The 19,811-nt window shown below is 75.5% G+C and carries 14 protein-coding genes; 8 read left to right on the forward strand and 6 right to left on the reverse strand.

Annotated features, from left to right (window positions below; genetic code table 11):
- Positions 1-57: 57 nt before the first annotated feature.
- Entirely contained in the window at positions 58-2,799 is a 2,742-nt protein-coding gene (locus WAB14_RS01520; protein ID WP_340266683.1) for a S8 family serine peptidase, read from the forward strand.
- A 32-nt stretch (positions 2,800-2,831) separates the two neighbouring features.
- Here WAB14_RS01520 and WAB14_RS01525 read toward each other — a convergent pair whose 3' ends face one another.
- Both WAB14_RS01525 and WAB14_RS01530 read right to left on the reverse strand, forming a co-directional pair.
- Positions 2,832-3,827, reverse strand: a complete 996-nt coding sequence (locus WAB14_RS01525) for an LLM class flavin-dependent oxidoreductase (protein ID WP_340266685.1) — start codon at positions 3,825-3,827, stop codon at positions 2,832-2,834.
- 116 nt (positions 3,828-3,943) lie between these two features.
- A complete protein-coding gene (locus tag WAB14_RS01530; protein WP_340266687.1) occupies positions 3,944-5,881 on the reverse strand; it encodes an adenylyl cyclase in 1,938 nt (645 codons plus the stop codon).
- A 209-nt stretch (positions 5,882-6,090) separates the two neighbouring features.
- Here WAB14_RS01530 and WAB14_RS01535 point away from each other — a divergent pair, with 209 nt between their 5' ends.
- The 7 genes from WAB14_RS01535 to WAB14_RS01565 all read left to right on the forward strand — a co-directional run bounded on the left by WAB14_RS01535 (position 6,091) and on the right by WAB14_RS01565 (position 15,062).
- Entirely contained in the window at positions 6,091-7,398 is a 1,308-nt protein-coding gene (locus tag WAB14_RS01535; protein ID WP_340266689.1) for a cation:proton antiporter domain-containing protein, read from the forward strand.
- A gap of 33 nt (positions 7,399-7,431) precedes the next feature.
- On the forward strand, positions 7,432-8,616 hold the full coding sequence (locus tag WAB14_RS01540; RefSeq protein WP_340266691.1) for a pyridoxal phosphate-dependent aminotransferase: 1,185 nt from the start codon (positions 7,432-7,434) through the stop codon (positions 8,614-8,616).
- A gap of 63 nt (positions 8,617-8,679) precedes the next feature.
- Positions 8,680-9,357: a nucleoside/nucleotide kinase family protein gene (locus tag WAB14_RS01545; RefSeq protein WP_340266693.1), complete on the forward strand. Its 678-nt coding sequence runs from the start codon at positions 8,680-8,682 to the stop codon at positions 9,355-9,357.
- Between the two features lie 77 nt (positions 9,358-9,434).
- Positions 9,435-10,856, forward strand: coding sequence for a hypothetical protein (locus WAB14_RS01550; RefSeq protein WP_340266695.1), 1,422 nt, complete (start codon positions 9,435-9,437; stop codon positions 10,854-10,856).
- Complete coding sequence (locus WAB14_RS01555) at positions 10,853-11,434, forward strand: hypothetical protein (RefSeq protein ID WP_340266698.1); 582 nt, start codon at positions 10,853-10,855, stop codon at positions 11,432-11,434. Before WAB14_RS01550 ends, WAB14_RS01555 begins: the two co-directional genes overlap by 4 nt.
- A complete protein-coding gene (locus WAB14_RS01560; RefSeq protein ID WP_340266700.1) occupies positions 11,431-14,181 on the forward strand; it encodes a hypothetical protein in 2,751 nt (916 codons plus the stop codon). The genes WAB14_RS01555 and WAB14_RS01560 overlap by 4 nt, the downstream gene beginning before the upstream one ends.
- A 59-nt stretch (positions 14,182-14,240) precedes the next feature.
- The gene (locus WAB14_RS01565) at positions 14,241-15,062 is read left to right on the forward strand and encodes a C40 family peptidase (RefSeq protein ID WP_340266702.1); all 822 of its coding nucleotides are present in this window, start codon (positions 14,241-14,243) and stop codon (positions 15,060-15,062) included.
- Between the two features lie 19 nt (positions 15,063-15,081).
- Here the strand turns inward: WAB14_RS01565 and WAB14_RS01570 are convergent, their stop codons facing one another.
- The 4 genes from WAB14_RS01570 to WAB14_RS01585 all read right to left on the reverse strand — a co-directional run bounded on the left by WAB14_RS01570 (position 15,082) and on the right by WAB14_RS01585 (position 19,782).
- Entirely contained in the window at positions 15,082-17,235 is a 2,154-nt protein-coding gene (locus WAB14_RS01570; RefSeq protein WP_340266704.1) for a phospholipase D family protein, read from the reverse strand.
- Positions 17,236-17,281: 46 nt separating this feature from the next.
- The gene (locus WAB14_RS01575; RefSeq protein ID WP_340266706.1) at positions 17,282-18,091 is read right to left on the reverse strand and encodes a carbon-nitrogen hydrolase family protein; all 810 of its coding nucleotides are present in this window, start codon (positions 18,089-18,091) and stop codon (positions 17,282-17,284) included.
- Between the two features lie 30 nt (positions 18,092-18,121).
- On the reverse strand, positions 18,122-18,622 hold the full coding sequence (locus WAB14_RS01580; protein WP_340266708.1) for a hypothetical protein: 501 nt from the start codon (positions 18,620-18,622) through the stop codon (positions 18,122-18,124).
- Between the two features lie 119 nt (positions 18,623-18,741).
- Positions 18,742-19,782, reverse strand: a complete 1,041-nt coding sequence (locus WAB14_RS01585) for a M14 family zinc carboxypeptidase (protein ID WP_340266710.1) — start codon at positions 19,780-19,782, stop codon at positions 18,742-18,744.
- Positions 19,783-19,811: the final 29 nt, after the last annotated feature.

Here is a 19,811-nt window from a genome sequence, read left to right on the forward strand (position 1 = left end):
ACCCGCTCCTGGTGAGGGCTGCGGGACACGCAGACGCACACGAGGAGGCACACGGACATGGAGCGGTATTTCTACCGGCGCGGGGAGCGGGTCCCGGTCACCGAGGTCGACGGCGTCGTCGCCGTGCAGGTCGCGGACGAGCAGCGGCAGGCGCTGCTGGACGGCGACCCCGCGGGCGACGAGCGGGTGCGCGGCCTGTTCGGCGCGCCCGCCACCGGGCCCCGCGTCACCGACGCCGAGCTCGACGTCGACGCGGAGGAGGCCCGCGGACTCCGGGAGTCCGGCTGGCTGCTCGTGCGGCCCGTCGCGGGGCTCACCGCCCGAGGCGGCGACCTGCCCGAGGCGGCGGAGGACGTCGGGACCGTCTTCACGCAGGCGGACGGGCACGTCCTCATCGGCACCCGGAGCATCGTCGTCCAGTTCGACCCCGAGCTCAGCGAGGAGGAGGCCCGCGCCCGGGCGGCGCAGCGCGGCCTCACGATCGTCCGCGAGCTGCGCTTCGCGCCCAACCAGTTCGAGGTCGCGGCCGCGGCGGGGGAGGACGTCCTCGAGGTCGCGAACGACCTGCAGGAGAGCGGGGAGACCGTCTTCGCCGAGCCGTCCTTCGTCGAGTACATCGGGCAGCGGCTGCGGCCCGGCGACCCCACGTACGCCCAGCAGTGGCACCTGCGCAACACCGGTGCCGCCGGCGGTGTCGCGGGCGCCGACATCGCCGCCGAGCAGGCGTGGGACGTCACCCGCGGCGCGGGCGTCACCGTCGCCGTCATCGACAACGGCTTCGACGTCACGCACGGCGACCTCTCGCCCGCCCTCACCGCCGGCTGCGGCTTCTTCGACGGCTCCGGCACGTTCCGCCGCACCCTCACCGGCTACCCGGACAGCGACCACGGCACGTTCTGCGCCGGGATGGCCGCCGCCCGCCAGAACACGCTCGACGGGTCCGGTTCCGCCCCGCTGGCCGACCTGCTGCTCGTCGCGTCCCGGGGGGACCAGGTCGGCACGCAGGCGACCCTCGCCCGCGCGGTCGCGTACGCCGCCGACCCGCGCACGGAGGTCGCGACGGCGAACCCCGCCGACGGCGCCGACGTCATCGTGTCGAGCCTCGGCCCGAACGGCGCGAACTGGGCGCTCACGAGCGTGCTGCAGAACGCGATCGAGTTCGCGGCGCAGACCGGCAGGGAGGGCCGCGGCACGCCGATCTTCTGGGCGAGCAGCAACGGCAACGTGGACATCGCCCTCGACCAGGTCGTGTCCCACCGCGACGTCATCGCCGTCGGCCGGTCCCGTCGCACCGACCTGGAGGACAACAGCGCCCGCGGCGAGGAGCTCGACTTCCTCGCGCCCGGCGTCAACGTGGTGAGCACCGCCTCCGGCGGTGGCACCCGCACCGACACGGGGACGAGCTTCGCCGCGCCCCTGGCCGCGGGGGTGGGGGCGCTGCTGCTCGCGGTGAACCCCGACCTGTCGGCCGACGACGTCCGCACGATCATGCGACGCACGTGCGACAAGGTCGGCGGGGTCACCTACGACGCGGCGGGGCACAACCTCGACTACGGCCACGGCCGCGTCAACGCGTTCCGGGCCGTCGTCCACGCGCTCAGCACCGTCGCCGAGCGCTCCGGCGTCGACACCGACCACGACGGCGACGGGCTCGCGGAGGTCCCGGTCGTGAGCCCGTGGGGGCTCGGGACCCTCGAGTACCGCGCCGGCGGCCTCACCCACCTGTCGATGGCGCCGAACGGCAGCCGCTTCGGTGGCTGGCTCCTCAACACCCGCGACAACCGCTTCCCCGTCCTCGGGGACCTCGACCGGGACCGCCGCTCCGAGCTGTTCGTCACCAGCCCCTGGGGCATCGGCGTCCTCGACGTCTCCGGCGGCTCCTACCGGGGCCGGATGCTCGCCCCGAACGGCACCCGCTTCGGGGGCTGGCTGCTCAACACCGCCGACAACCGGTTCGGTCCGGTCGGCGACTTCGACGGTGACGGCCGCGACGAGGTGCTCGTGACGAGCCCGTGGGGGATCGCCCTCCTCAAGCTGACCGGGCGCACGTTCTCCACGGTCGTCATGGCCCGCAACGGCACCCGCTTCGGCGGCTGGCTGCTCAACACCGCCGACAACGTGTTCGGTCCGGTCGGCGACTTCGACGGCGACGGCCGCGACGAGGTCGTCGTGCGCAGCCCGTGGGGGATCGGCGTGCTGAAGCTGTCCGGCACGACCTTCGCCCCCGCGATGATGGCGCCGAACGGCACCCGGTTCGGCGGGTGGCTGCTCAACACCGCAGACAACTGGTTCGGCCCGGCCGGGGACCTCGACGGCGACAGCCGCGACGAGCTCGTCATCGCGAGCCCCTGGGGTGTCGGTGTCCTCGAGCTCTCCGGCGGCACCCTGTCCGCCGCGACGATGGCGCCGAACGGCACCCGTTTCGGTGGCTGGCTGCTCAACACCTTCGACAACCGCTTCCGGGCGGCCGCCGACCTCGACGGGGACAGCCGGGACGAGCTGTTCGTCACGAGCCCGTGGGGGGTGGGCGTGCTCCGGCTGGCCGGCGGGTCGCTGACGAGCGTCATGCTGCAGCCCAACGGCACCCGCTTCGGTGGGTGGCTGCTCAACACGGGCGACAACGCGTTCCGGCGGTTCGCGCCGATCACGCGGACCGGTCAGGCGGAGGTCCTCGTCGAGAGCCCGTGGGGCATCGGGGTGCTGCGGCTGAACGGGGGGACCTTCGACGCGCCGTTCATGGCGCCGAACGGCACCCGGTTCGGCGGCTGGCTCCTCAACACGGCCGACAACCGGTTCTGACGGGGGTGGGGACGGTGTTCTTCTGACGTGCCCTACGCCGCGACGGCGGTCGCCGCGGCCGTGAGCTCGAGCGAGCGGACCCGGGAGGTGGGGTCGGGGGACTGGAACGCCACGACCAGCTCGTCCGCGTCCGCGTGGGCGGCGAAGCGGTCGAGGTACTCCCGCACCTCCTCAGGCGTGCCCGCCACGCTGTACCGCAGCATGTCGGCGAGCTGGGCGCCCTGTGCGCTCGCGAGCAGCGCGTCGACCTCGTCGTCTCCCAGCAGCGGGGCGTCGGGGCCGCGCTGGAGGATCCGCTTCACGAACGACCGCCGGACGGTCGCGAGCTGCCGCTGCGCGTCGGTGGCGTCGTGGTCGGCGACGACGTTGACGGCGGCGAGGACGTACGGCTCCGCCAGCTGCTCCGACGGCCGGAAGTCGCGCCGGTACAGCGCGACCGCCTGCTCGAGCATCGCGGGCGCGAAGTGCGAGGCGAACGCGTACGGCAGGCCGAGGGCCGCCGCCACCTGCGCGCCGTAGAGGGAGGACCCGAGCACGTACAGGGGCACGCGGGTGCCCGCGCCGGGCACCGCCTGCACGCCCGGCACGCGGGACTCACCGGCGAGGTAGGCCTGCAGCTCGACGACGTCGTCGGGGAAGCGCTCGGCGGCGGCCGGGTCGCGCCGCAGCGCGTACGTCGTCGTCCGGTCGCTGCCCGGTGCGCGGCCGAGCCCGAGGTCGATGCGGCCCGGGTGCAGCGACGCCAGGGTGCCGAACTGCTCGGCGACGACGAGCGGGGAGTGGTTCGGAAGCATGACCCCGCCCGCGCCCAGCCGGATCCTCGAGGTGTGCGCGGCGACGTGCGCGACGACCACCGCGGTCGCCGACGACGCGATGGTCGGCATGTTGTGGTGCTCGGCGTACCAGACGCGGCGGTAGCCGGCGGCTTCGGCCGCGCGGGCGAGGTCGACGCTCGCGCGGAGGCTGTCGCCGACGGTCTGCCCCTCGGCGACGGGAGCGAGGTCGAGGACGGAGAGCGGGACGGTCACGTCCGGTGCCAACCGCCCGCGCCGTGCGCTCCTTCCCGCCGTCCGGCAGCGGACGGCGACGGGCCCGCCCCTCCGAGGAGGGACGGGCCCGTCGCGTGCCGTGCGGCGAGGAACCGTCAGGGAAGCGGGTAGCGCACGACGTACTCCGGGTCCTCGTAGTCGTCCGGGTCACCCGGGTCCGGGATGCCGTCGACGCGACCGCCGACCCCGTTGACCACGTGGGCGATGATCCCCGGGCCGCTGAGGTTCTTCGTCATGATGTGGTGGAGCACGACGCCCGGGGTCTCGGGGACCTCGTAGCCGTCCTCGGTGACGATGGTCGGGTCGTTGCGGTTGAACGCGTAGACACCGCCGCCCCACAGCGTGTGCCGCTCGACGTCGTCGGCGACCTTGTAGCCCGCCCAGCCGAGCGTGCCGTCCGGCTGCGTCCACTCCGCCTGCGACGGCGGGTCGTACGGCAGCTCGTTCTGGAACAGGACGACGAACCCGTCCTCGCCGTTCCACACGCTGTTGTACTCCTGGAAGTGCTCGACGAAGTACCCGGTCGCGGTGACCCGGTCGCCGTTGACGACGACGCCGTTGCGGCCGATGTTGGTCCGCCACCGCTCGTTGTCGCCGAAGACGCCGTCGGTGCGGTCGAAGCCCTCGATGCCGTGGTCGGCGCGCCACACCCACGTGTGGTCGATGAGGACGTCGTCGCTGTTGACCTCGAGCGCGATGTCGGTCTTGCCGACGTACGGCCCGCCGACGCGGAAGTACACGTCGGACAGCGTCGTCGGGTTCGAGCCGCTCGACTTCCGGGCGGCCTTCGGCGTGTTCTTCTTCCCGACCTGCAGGAGCACCGGCGACTCGACCTCGCCCGCGTCGACGGTGACGCCCGCGACGACGACGCCCGGCACGTCGGCGACGGTCAGCGGGACCGCCCCGCCGACCGAGTGCAGCGTCGCGAGGCCGATGCCGAGCACGACGGTGTCGGGCCGCTTCACCTGGATGCTGCGGGAGACGTCGTAGACGCCCGGGGTGAGGAGCAGGTGCCTGCCGCGGGCCAGCTGGTTGTTGATCTCCTGGACGGAGTCGTCCGGCGTCGCGACGAAGAACTGCGTGATCGGGATCGAGCGGCCGGCCGTCATGCCGTCCGCCCACGTGATGCCGCGGGTGCCCTGCTTCGCGACGGGGACCCGGACCTGCCAGGCGCCGGCGTCGTCGACGTAGAGGTACGGCTTCTCCCGGCTGACCGGCGTCGTCTCGAGCGTCGTGTACGGCGGGTCGGGGTACGTGCTGTCGTCCGGGGCGCCGACGACGCCGGAGAACACCTGGTTCCACACCGCGTTGGTCCAGGTGCCGAACTCGCTGTTGCGGGCGTACCACTGCTGCTGCGAGCCGTTGATCACGACGCCCGCGCGGGAGTCGGCGATGAACCCACCCGAGGCGAACGACGGGCCCGTGCAGTAGTCCATCAGCGTGAGGTTGGCGCCCTGCACGTCGACCCGACGCATCGAGACGGCCTGGGAGACGGCCCAGAAGTTCGCCGACGCCTCGCAGCCGCCCTGCCCGGCCGTGTTCACGTCGATCGTGAGGTTGGAGATGCCGCGCCAGAAGTTGTTGAGGGCGAAGCAGCCGACGAACTCGGGGTTCGTCGGGTCGTCGAAGCACTGGTTGTAGACCTCGACGGCGCCGTTGATGACGACGTCGCCGGGGGAGGCGCCGAGGCCGATGACCTCCGTGTAGTAGCCGACCTTCACCTGCAGCGGCTCGGCGTCGGTGCCGTAGGTGCCGGGCAGGAAGAGGAACGCGTGCCGGCCGGAGCCCATCTCGTCGCTCACCTGCTGGGCGTGGACGGCGTCGACCGTGGCCTGGATCTCGCTGACGGGCATGCTGGGGTCGAAGACGACGGCCGAGCCCACGTCCGGGTCGGTGGCCGAGGTCGTGGGCGGCGGCGCCGCGGTGGCGGTGACCGCGGAGGCGAGGACGAGACCGGCGGCGGCGACGACGGCGGGCACGACCCGCCGGGCGACGCCACGCCGTCGGCGGGCAGGGGGTGACAGGGGACTCACGGTGGACTCCTTCGTCCGGGAGCAGGGGCCGTCCGGTGTCGCCGACGAACAGGTGGCGCGGACGGCCGTACTGTGTCACGACAGCCGGAACGGCGGGTACCGGTCGGTGACGAGCAGCGTCGCGTACGCCTGCACCCGCAGCGCCCAGCGGCCGACCCGGGACCGAGGTCCCCCTCGACGGGTCCGGCCCCCGGCGGCAGGCTGACCGCGTGGAGGAGTCGTCGCTCGCCGCGCAGTTCGCCGTGCTCGCCGCCGGTGTCGTCGCCTTCGCCGTCGTGTCGCGCCGCACCGCACCGTGGCCGCTCACCATGCCGATGGTCTTCGCCGCCTTCGGGCTGCTGTGCGCCGTCACCGGGCTCGTACGCCTCGGCGTCGAGCCGACGGCGACGGCCGTGCTCGCCGAGCTCGCGCTCGGGGTCATCCTCTTCGTCGACGCGGCCCGCATCGACGTGCGCGCCCTCGCCCGCGAACGGGGGCTGCCGCTGCGGCTGCTCGGGCTCGGTCTGCCCCTCACGCTGCTGCTCGGCGCCGTCGTCATGTGGGCGGTCGCGCCCGGGCTCGGCCTGCTCGGGGCCCTCCTGCTCGCGGCGATCCTCGCCCCGACGGACGCCGCCCTCGGGCTGGCCGTCGTGGAGGACCCCGCCGTGCCGCAACGGGTCCGTCAGGGGCTCACCGTCGAGTCGGGACTCAACGACGGCCTCGTGCTCCCCGTCGTGCTCTTCTGCCTCGCCGCGCTCGGCGGAGGGGACGGGGCAGGCGAGGGCCCGGCGTACTGGGCGGCGTTCGTCCTCGGTCAGGTGGGCGGCGGGACGCTGCTCGGGATCGGCGTCGGGGCCCTCGGCGGCTGGGCGCTCGCACGTGCCGCCCGCGCCGGCTGGGTCGAGGGCCTCTGGCGGCAGCTGGGGACGCTCGCGCTCGCAGGACTCACGCTCGCCGCGGCGGAGACGCTCGGCACGAACGGCTTCATCGCCGCCTTCGTCGCGGGTCTCGCCGTCGGCGTCGTGTCCCGCCGGGTGGGGCACACGGGCGACAGCGCCCCGACGGAGTACACCGAGGACACCGGCCAGCTGCTCGCGGTCGTCGCGTTCTTCGCCTTCGGCAACGTGCTGCTCGCGGAGTTCGCGGTCGACCTCACATGGCAGGTCGCGGTGCTCGCCCTCTTCTCGCTCACGCTCATGCGGCTCGTGCCCGTCGCCGTGTCCCTGCTGGGCTCGCGGGCGCGACGCGCCACCGTCCTGTTCGTGGGCTGGTTCGGTCCCCGCGGTCTCGCCTCGATCCTCTTCGGCCTCCTCGTGCTGGAGGCGGAGGTGCCGGCGTCGGAGGAGCTGTTCTCCGTCGTGACGTGGACCGTTGCGGCGAGCATCGTCCTGCACGGCGCGAGCGCGTCGTGGGGGGCGGCCCGCTACGGCCGCTGGTACGCCCGCGTGCGGCGGGACATGCCCGCGGAGCAGGCGGCCGGGATGCCCGAGGCGGGCAGCGCGATGGCGCACCGGCCGCGGCGGGGTCGCGCCCGCTGACCGGCCCCGCGCCCGGGGCGTAGCCTCGCCGGGATGGCAGTGGACACCGACCCGCTCGTCGCCCGCATGCGCGGGTTCGGGACGACGATCTTCGCCGAGATGTCGGCGCTCGCGACGTCGACGGGGGCGGTCAACCTGGGGCAGGGCTTCCCCGACTTCGACGGTCCGCCGCAGATGCTCGAGGCCGCCCGCGAGGCGATCCGCACAGGGGTGAACCAGTACCCGCCCGGACCGGGCACGCCGGAGCTGCGCGGGGCGGTCGCCGCGCACCAGCTCCGCTTCCACGGGCTCGGTTACGACCCCGGGAGCGAGGTCGTCGTCACCGCGGGAGCGACCGAGGCCGTGACGGCGGCGGTGCTCGCGCTGTGCGAGGTGGGCGACGAGGTCGTCGTGCTCGACCCCCTGTACGACTCCTACGCGGCGGCGGTGGCACTCGCCGGCGCCGTCGTGCGCCCCGTGCCGCTGCGTCCCGGGCCGGACGGGCGCTTCGCCTTCGACGAGGCCGACCTGCGGGGCGCGTTCGGGCCCCGCACCCGGCTCGTCCTCCTCAACTCCCCGCACAACCCGACGGGCACCGTCCTGAGCCGTGAGGAGCTCGCGCTCGTGGCGGAGCTGTGCCTCGAGCACGACGTCCTCGCCGTCACCGACGAGGTGTACGAGCACCTCGTCCTCGACGGGGAGCACGTCCCGCTCGCGACGTTCGACGGCATGCGGGACCGGACGCTCCAGGTGTCCTCGGCCGGCAAGTCGTTCTCCTGCACCGGGTGGAAGATCGGCTGGGCGTGCGGGCCCGCGGTACTCACGGGTGCCCTCATGCGGGTCAAGCAGTACCTCACGTACACCAACGGTGCCCCGTTCCAGCCCGCCGTCGCCCTCGCCCTCGGCCTCGGCGACGACTACTTCGACGCGTTCACCGCGAGCATGCGCGGCAAGCGGGACCGGCTCGTGGCGGGGCTGCAAGAGGCCGGGTTCGGCGTCGAGCGCTCGCAGGGCACGTACTTCGTCGCCGCCGACATCCGGCCCGTCGCCGGGGAGCAGGACGGTCTCGCGTTCTGCCGGTCCCTGCCGGAGCGGGTCGGGGTGGCGGCGGTGCCGATGCAGGTCTTCTACGCCACGCCGGGGGAGGGGCGGCACCTCGTGCGGTTCACCTTCGGCAAGCGCGACGACGTGCTCGACGAGGGGGTCCGCCGCCTCGTCGGCTCGCGCGAGCCGTCGTGACACGAGCCGTACGCCGGCCGTCGAGTGGGATCGGCCGTCCGGCCGGCGGCAGGAGCGGGGAGGATGTCTCCCGTGGTTGACCTCGAGGACCTCGTACGGCGGGCGTGGCAGCTGGTTCCGACCGACGGGCGGGCCATGCTCGGCATCACCGGCAGCCCCGGCGCGGGCAAGACGACGCTCGCGGCGGCCCTCGCCGAGCGCGTGCAGGCGCTCCACGGCGAGGGCGAGGAAGGCGGCGCGGTCGCGGTGCACGTGCCGATGGACGGCTTCCACCTCGCCAACGCGACGCTCGACCGGCTCGGGCTGCGCGATCGCAAGGGCGCCGTCGAGACCTTCGACGGGTGGGGTTTCGTCGCCCTGCTGCGGCGCCTCGCCGCCGAGACCGACCACACCGTCTACGCCCCCGGCTTCGACCGGGCCGTGGAGGAGGGGGTGACGGGCGTCCACGCGGTCCCGGCGTCAGCCCGCCTCGTCGTCGTCGAGGGCAACTACCTCCTCGTCGACCGGGAGCCGTGGTCGCAGGTGCGGGACCTGCTCGCCGAGGCGTGGTTCGTCGAGGCCTCGCCGCAGGAGCGCACGGCGAGGCTCGTGGTCCGGCACGAGGCCGGCGGCCGCTCACCCGAGGCGGCGCGCGCGTGGGCCGACACCGTCGACGGGTCCAACGCGGTCCTCATCGACGCGACGCGGGAGCGGGCGGACCTCGTCGTCAGCGGCGTCGCACTCCGCACCGCCGGTCCCTGACCCACGATCCGCCCCCGGCGGTATCACTCGCGCGACGGCGGGCTCCTGGCACGTGACCGGCGACCCAGGAGGCGCGGGTGGACACGAGCCCACGGCAGCAGCACCGGGCCCACCCTGCCCGGACGCTGCCGTGGCTCCTCACCCTCGCGCTGGCTCTCGGCATGTGGGTGGTGGGTCCCGCTGCGCTCGCGCAGCCCGCCGACGGTCGTGTCGTCGTCGACTTCGACACCGGCACGGCCGCGCGCGACGCCGGCGTGGAGGTCGTCGGTGGGGAGCGCGCGGAGGTCGGCGGTGACGGCGTCCTCTTCCTGCCGACCGTGTGCCGCGCCGCCTGCCCCGACGCCGTCGAGCTGCGCCTGCCGGGACCGGCGGTGTCCGTGCAGGTGAGCGTCGCCGTGGTCGTCCCCGACTCCGTCGCGAGCGGCGCCGCGGTCGTCGCCGCGCCGGCGCTGGTCCCCGCTGCGCCGGCTGCGCTGCTCGAGGGCCTCGACAGCTCCGGCGACGCGACCGTCGAGCCGGTGGGGACCGCGCTCCCGCTCGCGGTCGGGCTGCCCCTCGACCCCGACGCGGAACGGTCCGTCGCGCTCCGCGACCCGGCGGGCCGCACGAGCACGGTCCGGGTGCGGCTGGTCGCGCCGGCCGAGGCGCAGGCCGCGGTCCTCGTCGTCGACGACCTCGTCCTCGAGCCGGCACGCCCCGCCCTCGACCTGTCCGCGAGCGCGGTCACGCTCGCCGAGCCGGGCAGCGGTGCCACCGTCGTGGCGACGAACTCGGGCAGCACGACGCTCACCGGCATCGTGATCACCCTCGACCCGGACCCCGGTGACGGTCTCGACGTCGACGCGTCCGCGTGCGACGGCGACCTCGGACCCGGTGGCGAGTGCGCCCTCCGGCTGACGGCGGGGGAGGTGACGGACGACCTCGACGTCCTCCTCGTGGTCGGCTCCGAGGGGACGGGTCCGCTGGCGCGCGCCGTCGTCACCGTGCCCGCGGTCGTCCCCGAGCCGGAGCCGGCACCCGAGCCGGAACCGGCACCCGAGCCGGAGCCGGCACCCGAGCCGGAGCCGGCACCCGTGCCGGAGCCGGCACCCGAGCCGGAGCCGGCACCCGAGCCGGAGCCGGCACCCGAGCCGGTACCGGAACCTGCACCGGAGCAGCCCGGGGACACCGTCGCACCCGGTCTCGACCTGCTGGCGGCGACGCCCGTGGCGCTCGGCGGCGCGCTCCTCGTCGTGCTGCTCCTCGTCGCGGGTCTCGGTGGTGCGCTCCTGCAGCGCCGCGTCGCCCGTCGTCGCGTCGAGCGGCGCCGACCCCCCCGCGACCCCGTTCCGCGGGCACGCTGGGACGTCACCCGCGACGACGGCTCCCAGCGCGTCAGCGGCGCCGGCGCCCCGCTGGTGACCGCGACGGCGTGGGCGCCGTCGCCCCGCACCGACCTGCACGAGGACACGACACCCCGCACGACCCCGGCGGGCCGCACGACAGGAGGCACGACATGACGACCGTCACGCACCTGCTCGGCGTCGACACCGACGACGGCGCCGCCGCCCTCTCCCGCGGTCTCGCGGCCGCGCTGCGCGCCGTCCCGGACCTCGGCGTCGACGGCCTCCGGCTGCCGGTCGACGACCTCGTCGACGTCGTCCGGGAGCTGCTCTCGGTCCCCGTCGGCAACCTCGCGGTGCGGGCGTGGCAGGGCGAGCGGGCCGTCGTCGCCGCCCGGCGGCGCACGCTCGAGCACCCGGGGGAGCGGGTCGTCGTCGAGCTGTTCCACCACACCGTCACGAGCACGCAGGAACCGACCGTCGACCTGTCGGTCGAGGGCCTGGGACGCCGGCCCGTGCTGCGCCTCACGCTCGAGGTGACCCTCGACGTGGACGCGCTGCTCGTCACCGTGAGCGGCGGGCGGGTCGAGCGGCTCTCGCCCGGCCGTGCGTCGGCGACGGCGGAGCTGTCGGTCTCCGGTGCGACGCTGCTGCGCCGGCACGTGGACGTCGTCGGCCTTCGGCCGGACCCGCCACCGCCTGGAGTCGACCGGGGCCCGGCGGCACGCGTGCCCGGCCAGGAGGTGCGGTCGTGACCGTCCGGTTCGGCGCCGACGGGCTGCGCCGTCTCGGGGAGCTCATGTCGACCGCGGCGCCCGTGCCGGACGCGCTCCTCGACCGGGACGCGGTGCCGGCGGCCGACGCCGCCGGCGGACCCGCGCTCGACCTCCAGGAGCCCGAGCGGTGGCTGTGGCACCCGGCCCCCGGCGGTTCGGTGCCGCTCGCCGGCGCGTGGTCCGACCCCGCGCAGTACGAGATGGTCGACGACGCGCGGCTGCGACGGCGTCTCCTCACGACGCCCCCGGCGCGGGTCGGTGACCTCGACCCGGAGGAGCAGCGCCTGTACGCCCGGCACAGCGCCGACATCGCGATGCGGGGCGGGACCACGTCCGGTGTCGTCTACCCGCTCGCCGTGTGCGAGCTGGCGAAGGACCGCAGGCTGCGCAACGTCGGCGGCGCGTCCGCCGGGGCCATCGCCGCGGCCGCCGCCGCCGCCGCGGAGCTCGGCCGTTCCACCGGGGCGGCCCCGAGCGGCCCCGCGCCGACGGGCCGGCTGCGCAGCGGCTTCCCCGGGCTCGCCGACCTCGTCGCGTGGCTCGTCCAGGCCGACGCCCCGGACGACAGGGAGCAGTACCGCCTCGCCGCGCTGTTCCGGCCCGCGGCCGACCAGCGCCGGCTCTTCGCCATCGCCGTCGCCGTCATGCGCCGGCGCGTGTGGGCCGCGCCGGTCGCCGCGTTCGCCGCCCTCCGGTGGTTCTTCCAGGTCGCGCTGCTCGTCGCGGTCGCGCTCGGCGTGTGGTCCCTCGCCGTCGTCACCTCGTCCCTCGCCGGCACCGACGGCACGTGGGTCGCGACCGCGCTGCGGGGCGCCGGGCTGCTCGTGGGCGGCGTCCTCGCCGTCAGCGCGGTCACCGCCGCGCTCCTCCTCGCGCCGTCTCTGCTGGAGCCGCTGCGGCGGCGCCGTCGGGTCCGCGCCGACCTGTCCCTCACGACCGAGGAGGTCAACCGGCTGCAGCAGCACTCGACGAGCCGGCCCCGGCTCGGCCTCGACCGCAAGGGCGACGGTGGCGGTCTCCTCGTGGTCGCGCTCCTCGCCCTCGGCAGCGCGGCGTTCCTGCGCCCGTACGGCGCGGCCGAGCGGACCGTGGCCGTGCTCGGCGGGCTGTCGCTCGTCCTCGTCCTGCTCGCCGTCGTCGGCGTGGCGGTCCTGCTGTGGGCGCTGCGGGCCCGTGGTCGCTCCTACGGGCTCGTGCCCGGCGCGACGCCCTACCGCGCGCCGAGCCCCCTCGACCGCCTCGTCGGCGCCGGCCGGCGCGGCGACGACACGCGGCCCCTGTCGACGTGGCTGTCGGACGCGCTCGCCGACCTCGCCGGGCTCACCACGGCGCCCACGGCGCCCACGGCCCCCACCGCCCCCACCGCCGACGGCGGCCGGGGCGACGCGGTCCTCTGCTTCGGGCACCTGTGGCAGGGACCGGACTTCCGCCCCGTCCCCGAGGACCGGGCCGCCCGCCCGCTCCCGGAGGAGGCAGCGGTCCGCGCCGCCGCGGACGACCCCGCCGCGCGCCTCGTCAACCTCGTCGTCATGACGACGGACCTCAGCCGCAAGCGGCCGTGGACCTTCCCGCTCGACCCGTGGCGCACCGACGCGCCGGCCGAGGACGGCGACGCGGCCGCGGACCCGCTCTCGCTGTGGTTCGACCCCGCCGACCTCACCGCCTCGTGGGACCCCGACCGCGGCGGGACCGACGTCCTGCCGCGCCACGTCGTCGACCTCATGGTCGACGTGACCCGGGCGAGCGTCCGCACGGTGCCGCGCGCCGACGGCTCGGGCGCCGTGACCCTGTACCGGCTGCCGCAGCCGTGGAACCTGCCGGTCGTGCTCGCGGTCCGCATCAGCGGGGCCCTCCCGGTCCTGCTGTCCGCGGTGCGGCTGTACCGGCTGCGCCGGCCGAGCCGGGTCCGCGACGACCTCGGTCGGCTCGTCGTGCACGGGCGCGGCGCCGGGTCCCGGCCGGTGTGCTCCCAGGAGCCGCCGGAGGTCGCGGAGGAGCTGTGGCTGTCCGACGGCGGGATCACGAGCAACTTCCCCGTCCACCTCTTCGACAGCTACCTGCCGCGCTGGCCGAGCTTCGGGCTCAACCTCGGCGAGCACGTCCCCGGTCAGCCCGTCCAGGACGTGTGGCTGCCGGAGGACTGGCAGTCCGCCCTCGTCCCGGCCGACCGGCTGGGTGCGGGCCTGCCCGCGCTGCTCGGCGCCGTCCTCACGTGCGCGCGCAACTGGCGGGACAACCTGCAGACCGCCATGCCCGGCTACCGCAGCCGGGTCGCGTGGGTGCGGCAGCACGAGGGGGAGGGCGGCACGAACCTGTTCATGGCGCGGACGACCATCGCGGCGCTCGCGCTGCGCGGCGCCCTCGCCGGGGCGCGGCTCCGCGTCCGCTACGCCGACCCGGGGCAGTGGGACCGGCACCGCTGGCTGCGGCTGCGGGTCTCCGCCGCGAACGTCGAGGAGCTGCGGGGTCGGCTCGCCGTGGCGCGGCCGGTGTACGGCGACGTCCTCGACGGCGGCGCGCCGTGGCTGTCGCAGCTCCGCGACGGACTGACCGGCGACCCCGACCTGCCGGGCACGGACGCCCACTGGTTCGCACCGGACGTCGACACGTACTGGCGGGACGTCGCCCGGCTCCTCGACAGCGCGGGCGAGGCGGACGCGGCGACACACCTCGCGGCCGGGGTGCCGGCGCCGCCGCCGCGGCTCAGCCAGGTGCCGCCCGTCTGAGGGGCGACGAGTCCGGCGGCACCCCTCCAGCCGCAGGTCCGGCGACCCGATGAGGGGGCATGAGCCTGTCGCGTCGTTCCCTCCTGCGTGGTGCCGTCCTCGTCCCCGGCGCGGTCGGGGCCGGGCTCCTGACCGGCCCGGCGTCGGCCGCCGTCACGCCGCTCGCGCCCGTCGCGAGCATCACCCCCGCGAAGGGGCACCACCCGCTGGTCCCGGGCTGGACGGGCATCAAGGTGAAGGTCGTCCAGCACCGCCTCGGCCTGCCCGCGAGCAGCTGGGAGGCGGTCGACGCCACGACGCTCGCGGCGGTGAAGGACTTCCAGCGCGCCAACGGCCTGCGAGTCGACGGTGTCGTCGACTGGCGGACGTGGGGGGCGATGGCGACCGGTCGCAGCTGGGGCATGGACCGGTGGCAGGCCACCCCGCGCTGGGGGCTGTCGGCGGGGCGGGCCCGTCGCGTCGAGACGATGGTCGAGCACGCGATGACGTACGTCGGGCACGAGTACGTGTGGGGCGGGGCCGGCCGCCCGCACGAGGGCGTCGACTGCTCGGGGCTGGTGCTGCAGTGCCTCTACCGGGCGGGACTGGACCCGCAGCCGATCTCCGTCGACCGGCACGTCGAGCCCACGTACCGGACGTCCTACGAGTTCTACCGCCACCCGCGGCTGGTGCACGCGCCGCTGGCCCGGGCCCGTCGCGGCGACCTCGTCTTCTACCGGAACACCTCGACCGGCCGCATCAACCACGTCGCGATCTACCTCGGCGACGGACGGCTCGTCGAGGCGATGAGCGGCCCGAACGTCGTCCGGGTCGCCCCGCTGAAGCGGACCCTGTCGACGCAGTCGCCCATGCCGGAGGTCGTCCGGCCGTTCCCGGTGTGACAGCGTCGGTCGAGGTCGCTCAGTACAGCCCCCGCCACCGCATCCGCGGCGGCCGGCCATCGGGGTCGAACGCGGTCCGGTAGAGCGGGGACGCGAGCAGCCGCAGCCCGCGCGGCGGCGCCTCGACCCGGTGGGGGCGGAGCCGTCCCGGCGGCCGCGCTCCCTGGCGGCCGCCCTCGTGCCACGCGTCGAGCCGGGCGGCGCTCGCCGTCAGCGTCGCGACCGCCTCGTCGGGGTCGAGGAGCCCGGTGTCGTCGCCGGTGTCGAGGTGCTCCCGCCACAGCCGCAGCCGCAGGTCCCGGGCGAAGCGCCGGGCGCCGTCGCCCCGCCCGCCGGGGTCGCGGGGCTCCCGTTCGTCGCGCTCGCCGTCGAGGACGGCGGCGGTGAGCTCGGAGTCGTGCGTCCACGAGCGGCGGTTGAAGTTGTCGCTGCCGACCGTCGCCCACACGTCGTCGACGACGCACACCTTCGCGTGGACGTACACCGGCTCCCCGGCCCGGTTCTCCACGTCGAGGACGTGGACGCGGTCGCCACCCGCCGAGCGCACGACCTCGAGGGCCTGCACGTGCCCGAGCAGCGCCGACCTCGCCGCCAGCCGGCCGTCCTGGTCGGGGAAGCGCGGTACGACGGCGACGAGGTGGAGGCGCGGGCAGCGGTGCAGGGCCGCGGCGAAGACGCGGGCGACGTCCGTCGACCACAGGTACTGGTCCTCGACGTAGACGAGCCGCTCGGCGCGCTGCAGCGCCTTGGCGTACCCGCGCGCGGCGGTGCGCTCCCCGTCGGGGGCGAACGGGTAGCCGGGCCAGCGGTTCGGGTAGGTGCGCAGCAGCTGGACGGTCGCGCTGCCGGCGGGCGGCGGCTCCGGTCGGGGCGGCGGCAGCGCGTCCGGGTCGCGGTCCGTGCCGCGGACGAGGTCGGGGACGACGTGCCACGGCAGGCGCGACAGGACGGCCGGGTCCTGCCAGCGCTCGCGGACGGTGTCCTCCACAGCGCGCACGACCGGTCCCCGGAGCCGGACCTGGACGTCGTGCCACGCGGGAGATCCGCCGTACGGGTCGGCGAAGACCTGCTCCTGCGGGTCGCCGCCGTGGTCGGCGTCGTCGCGGCGGCTGTGGGCGAGGTCGATCCCGCCGACGAACGCGACGTCGCGGCGGCTGTCGTCGCGGTGGCGGATGACGACGACCTTCTGGTGGTGGCTGCCGAGCGGGCGCACCCGCTGGTCGAGGAGCACCTCGGCGCCGTGGTCCACCAGGCCCTCCGACAGGTTCCGGTTCTGCTCGGAGGAGAACTGCAGGCGGTCCCAGTGGGAGCGCCACAGCAGGCCCTTCACCACGGCGCCGCGGTCCGCGGCGGCGGCCAGCGCCTCCACGACGGTCGGCCCGTCGTCCGTCAGCCGCTCGTCGGGGTCGCCGCGCCAGTCGCACAGCATGACGAGGTCGCCCTCACCGGTTGCGGCGAGGGCCTCGAGCAGCGCCGGGAAGTACGTGCGGCCGTGCACGAGGGGCTCGACGAGGTTGCCCGTGCACCACAGCGGGACACGGGAGCGGTCGTTGCCGAGCTGGTGCGCGCTGAGCAGCCACGCGGCGACGGCGGGGTCCGCCGGCTCGGCGTCCTCACGCTCCTGCAGTCGTGACCGGAGCGCTCCGCCGTCGGGCGCGCGGACCACCGGCACCTCGCCCATCCGGTCGACGAGGTCCGGCCCGGTGAGCCGGACGCCCCCGTGGGGGGCCGTCTGCCGCAGGAGCACGGCGGCCACGCGGGCGGGGTGCTCACCGGCCGAGTCGAGGAACAGGGCGGTCAGGTCCTCGGTGTCGTCGCCGACGAGGTACCAGCGGTGGGGGCCGTCGGACAGCACGCGGGGGAGATCGCCGCCGGGGTCGGTCGTGACGAGGACGCGGCCGGGCGGCAGCCCGCGGGCGTGGAGCGCGCGCCGGACGCGGGGGAGGAGCCGTCCGGGCCAGCGGCACAGGTAGACCACCGGACCGGGCGGGCTGCCCTCCCCGACGCCGGACAGGTGCCGCACGAGCCCGGGCACCCCGTGCCCGGGGGTGCGGTCGGCCCCGGTCTGCGACGTCGCGCGCCACAGGGCGACGAGCGGGTGCCGGAGGCCGGCGAGGCCCGCGAGGTCGTCGACGTCGACGACGACGCCGGCGTGCGGCGGGTCCGGGGCCACGGCGACGAGGCTGGCAGAGCGGGGCCGCCCGTGCACCCGCCGGAGCTCAGCCCGGCGGGTGGAGCCCCCTGGCGTGCCGCAGGACGGGCAGGCGCTGGCGGACGGCCGCCACCTCGTCGGTGTCGACGTCGACGACGAGGACCTCCGGGGCTGCGCCGGCGCGGGCCCCGACCTGCCCGGTCGGGGACACCGCGAGGCTCGCCCCGATGCCGCCGGCGGACCCGGGCAGCGGCTCGAGGCCGGCGGTCGTGGGCTCGGCCTGGTCGCACGCGAGCAGCCACGACGTGGAGTCGAGCGCCCGGGCCCGGACGAGGAGCTCCCACTGCTCGGCCTTGCCCGGACCGTCGCCCCACGAGGCGGGCAGCACGACGACCTCGGCGCCCTGCCGGGCCAGCGACGTGAACACCGCCGGGAAGCGGACGTCGTAGCACGTGGCGACGCCGACCCGGGTGTGGTCGACGCTCACGACGACCGTGCGGTCCCCGGGCTCCACCCAGTCCGACTCCCGCGAGCCGAAGGCGTCGAACAGGTGGATCTTGTCGTAGTGCGTGTCGCACCCGGGCCCGGTGACGAGAAGCGTGTTGCGGACGCGGTCGCCGTCGGAGGCGGGCGTGAACATGCCGACGACGACCGTGAGGTGCGCGCGCGCCGCGGCCTCGCGCACGGCGTCCGCCCACGGCCCGTCGCACGGCTGCGCGACGTCGCGCAGCCGGGTCCCGAAGCGGGCCATCGTCGCCTCGGGGAACACGGCGAGCTCGGCGCCGGCGTCCGCGGCGGTGCGGATGCCGTCGCGCACCAGCTCGAGGTTGTGCGCCGGGTCCGACGTCGAGGCGACCTGGCAGAGCGCTGCCCGCATGGCTCCACGGTAGGCGCACCGGGCAGCAGGTCAGTGCACCTGCTCGGGCTCCGGTGCGGTGACCCGGCGCAGCCACAGCCGGGACACGGGCGTGCTGGCGGCGTGGAGCAGCCGCGCCCACAGCGGGGCGTCCCGCGGCAGCGGCACCGCGACGAACGTCGCCCCGAGCCGCCAGGCGAGCAGGCCGTCCTGCAGGGGCTGGTCGCCGACCACGACGGCGCCGGGCGGGACCTGCAGGCGCGTGAACGGCTTGCGGGCGACGCGCAGGTAGCGCCACGACGCCGGGAGGAGGCCGTCGGACACGCCGCGCGCCGAGTTGGTGACGACGTGGACGTGCTGGTCGCCCCACTCCCGCCCGAGCCGCTCGACGGCGTCGTCGAGCTCCCGCTGCCCGGTGCGCCAGTGCGCGACCCACGGCTCGACGTCGAGCACGACGACGCTCGCGCGGGGCCGGGTGCCGTCGCGGACCTGCTCCTGCCACGTCCCGACGTCGAGGACCTCTGCCCGGCGCCACCTGGTCGGTCGTCTCATTCCGGGGAGGTACCCCGCCCGTGCCGCACCCACCCCTGCTGCGCCCCATACGACCGCGCCGCCCCCGGGCGGACCGGGGGCGGCGCGGGCGGTGCAGGTCGTGCAGGTGGTGCGCTGGCTCAGACGCCGCAGGAGCCGCGGTCGGCGTAGGGGAGCGCGTCGTAGTCGGCCCAGTCGCTCGTGAACAGCGAGCCGTCGGCGGCCGCGGCCAGGACGGCCATGGTGGGCCGCTCGAAGAGGGTGGCGAGGTAGCCGTTGCTCTTCTGCCCGACCGAGCGCACCTCGTAGAAGATCGCGCCCTGGACGACGTCCTGCGACAGCGGCGTCTCACCGGCCGGGGCGGTGCCGCCGAGCAGCATCCGCGACAGCGCGGCGTTCGTGATGTCGATGTCGGGGTAGCGGGCCACGTGCGTCTGGCCGTAGCCGTCGAGCGCGTCGAGGCTCACCTCTGCCATCTGCCGGGCGGTGGCCCACTGCTCGTCCGTGAGCCGGGCGGGGTCGACGGTCCGCGCGCCGATCTGGAACTGGTTGAGGTCGTCGGTCCCGGCGACCCGCGGCGCGGAGCTCATGTGGTGCAGGTCGAGCCCGAGGTCCGGCTGCACCTCGGCGAACAGCTCCCAGAACGCGACGGACTCCGGCTGGACGAAGTTCTCCCAGTCGCGGTTGAGGTCGGTGCGGGTCGGCGTGGTGCTCTGCCGGATGTTGGCCTCGGCGCCGTCCGGGTTGTACATGGGGATGACGACGACGGTGAGGTTCTCCCGGATGCTGCGGGCCTCGGGCGTGTTGCTGCGGCCGAGCTCCTGGAGGATGTGGAGCACCGCCTGCGTGGACTGCAGCTCGTTGCCGTGGATGCGGGCCTGCAGCCAGAACACGGTGTCCCCCGTGCCGACCGTCGCGTAGTACAGCTCACGGCCCTCGCCGGACAACCCGGCGCTCTCGACGCTCACCCGGCCGTCGCTGTTCGCCTCGATGGTCGCGAGGCGGCGCTCGACGTCCTCGTAGTCCGCGACGCTGCTGAGGGTGACGGTCTGGTCCTCCTGCAGGCACGGGCCGCCGGGGGTGTGGGCGGGCTCGGCGCTGGCGGGCTGTGCCGCGATCCCGGACAGGACGCCGGCGGTGAGCAGCCCGGTGGCGCAGGCGGCGACGACTCGCGTTCTCACGAGGTGTTCTCCTTCGATCGGCAGGTTCT

The organism is Aquipuribacter nitratireducens, assembly GCF_037860835.1.
In the GTDB taxonomy this organism is placed as follows: domain Bacteria; phylum Actinomycetota; class Actinomycetes; order Actinomycetales; family JBBAYJ01; genus Aquipuribacter; species Aquipuribacter nitratireducens.

Excerpts from the sequence above, each read along its gene's own strand:
- WAB14_RS01520 (WP_340266683.1), top strand. The coding sequence starts at position 58 with ATGGAGCGGTATTTCTACCGGCGCGGGGAGCGGGTCCCGGTCACCGAG.
- WAB14_RS01540 (WP_340266691.1), top strand. The coding sequence starts at position 7,432 with ATGGCAGTGGACACCGACCCGCTCGTCGCCCGCATGCGCGGGTTCGGG.
- WAB14_RS01545 (WP_340266693.1), top strand. The coding sequence starts at position 8,680 with ATGTCTCCCGTGGTTGACCTCGAGGACCTCGTACGGCGGGCGTGGCAG.
- WAB14_RS01555 (WP_340266698.1), top strand. The coding sequence starts at position 10,853 with ATGACGACCGTCACGCACCTGCTCGGCGTCGACACCGACGACGGCGCC.
- WAB14_RS01565 (WP_340266702.1), top strand. The coding sequence starts at position 14,241 with ATGAGCCTGTCGCGTCGTTCCCTCCTGCGTGGTGCCGTCCTCGTCCCC.
- WAB14_RS01575 (WP_340266706.1), bottom strand. The coding sequence starts at position 18,091 with ATGCGGGCAGCGCTCTGCCAGGTCGCCTCGACGTCGGACCCGGCGCAC.
- WAB14_RS01580 (WP_340266708.1), bottom strand. The coding sequence starts at position 18,622 with ATGAGACGACCGACCAGGTGGCGCCGGGCAGAGGTCCTCGACGTCGGG.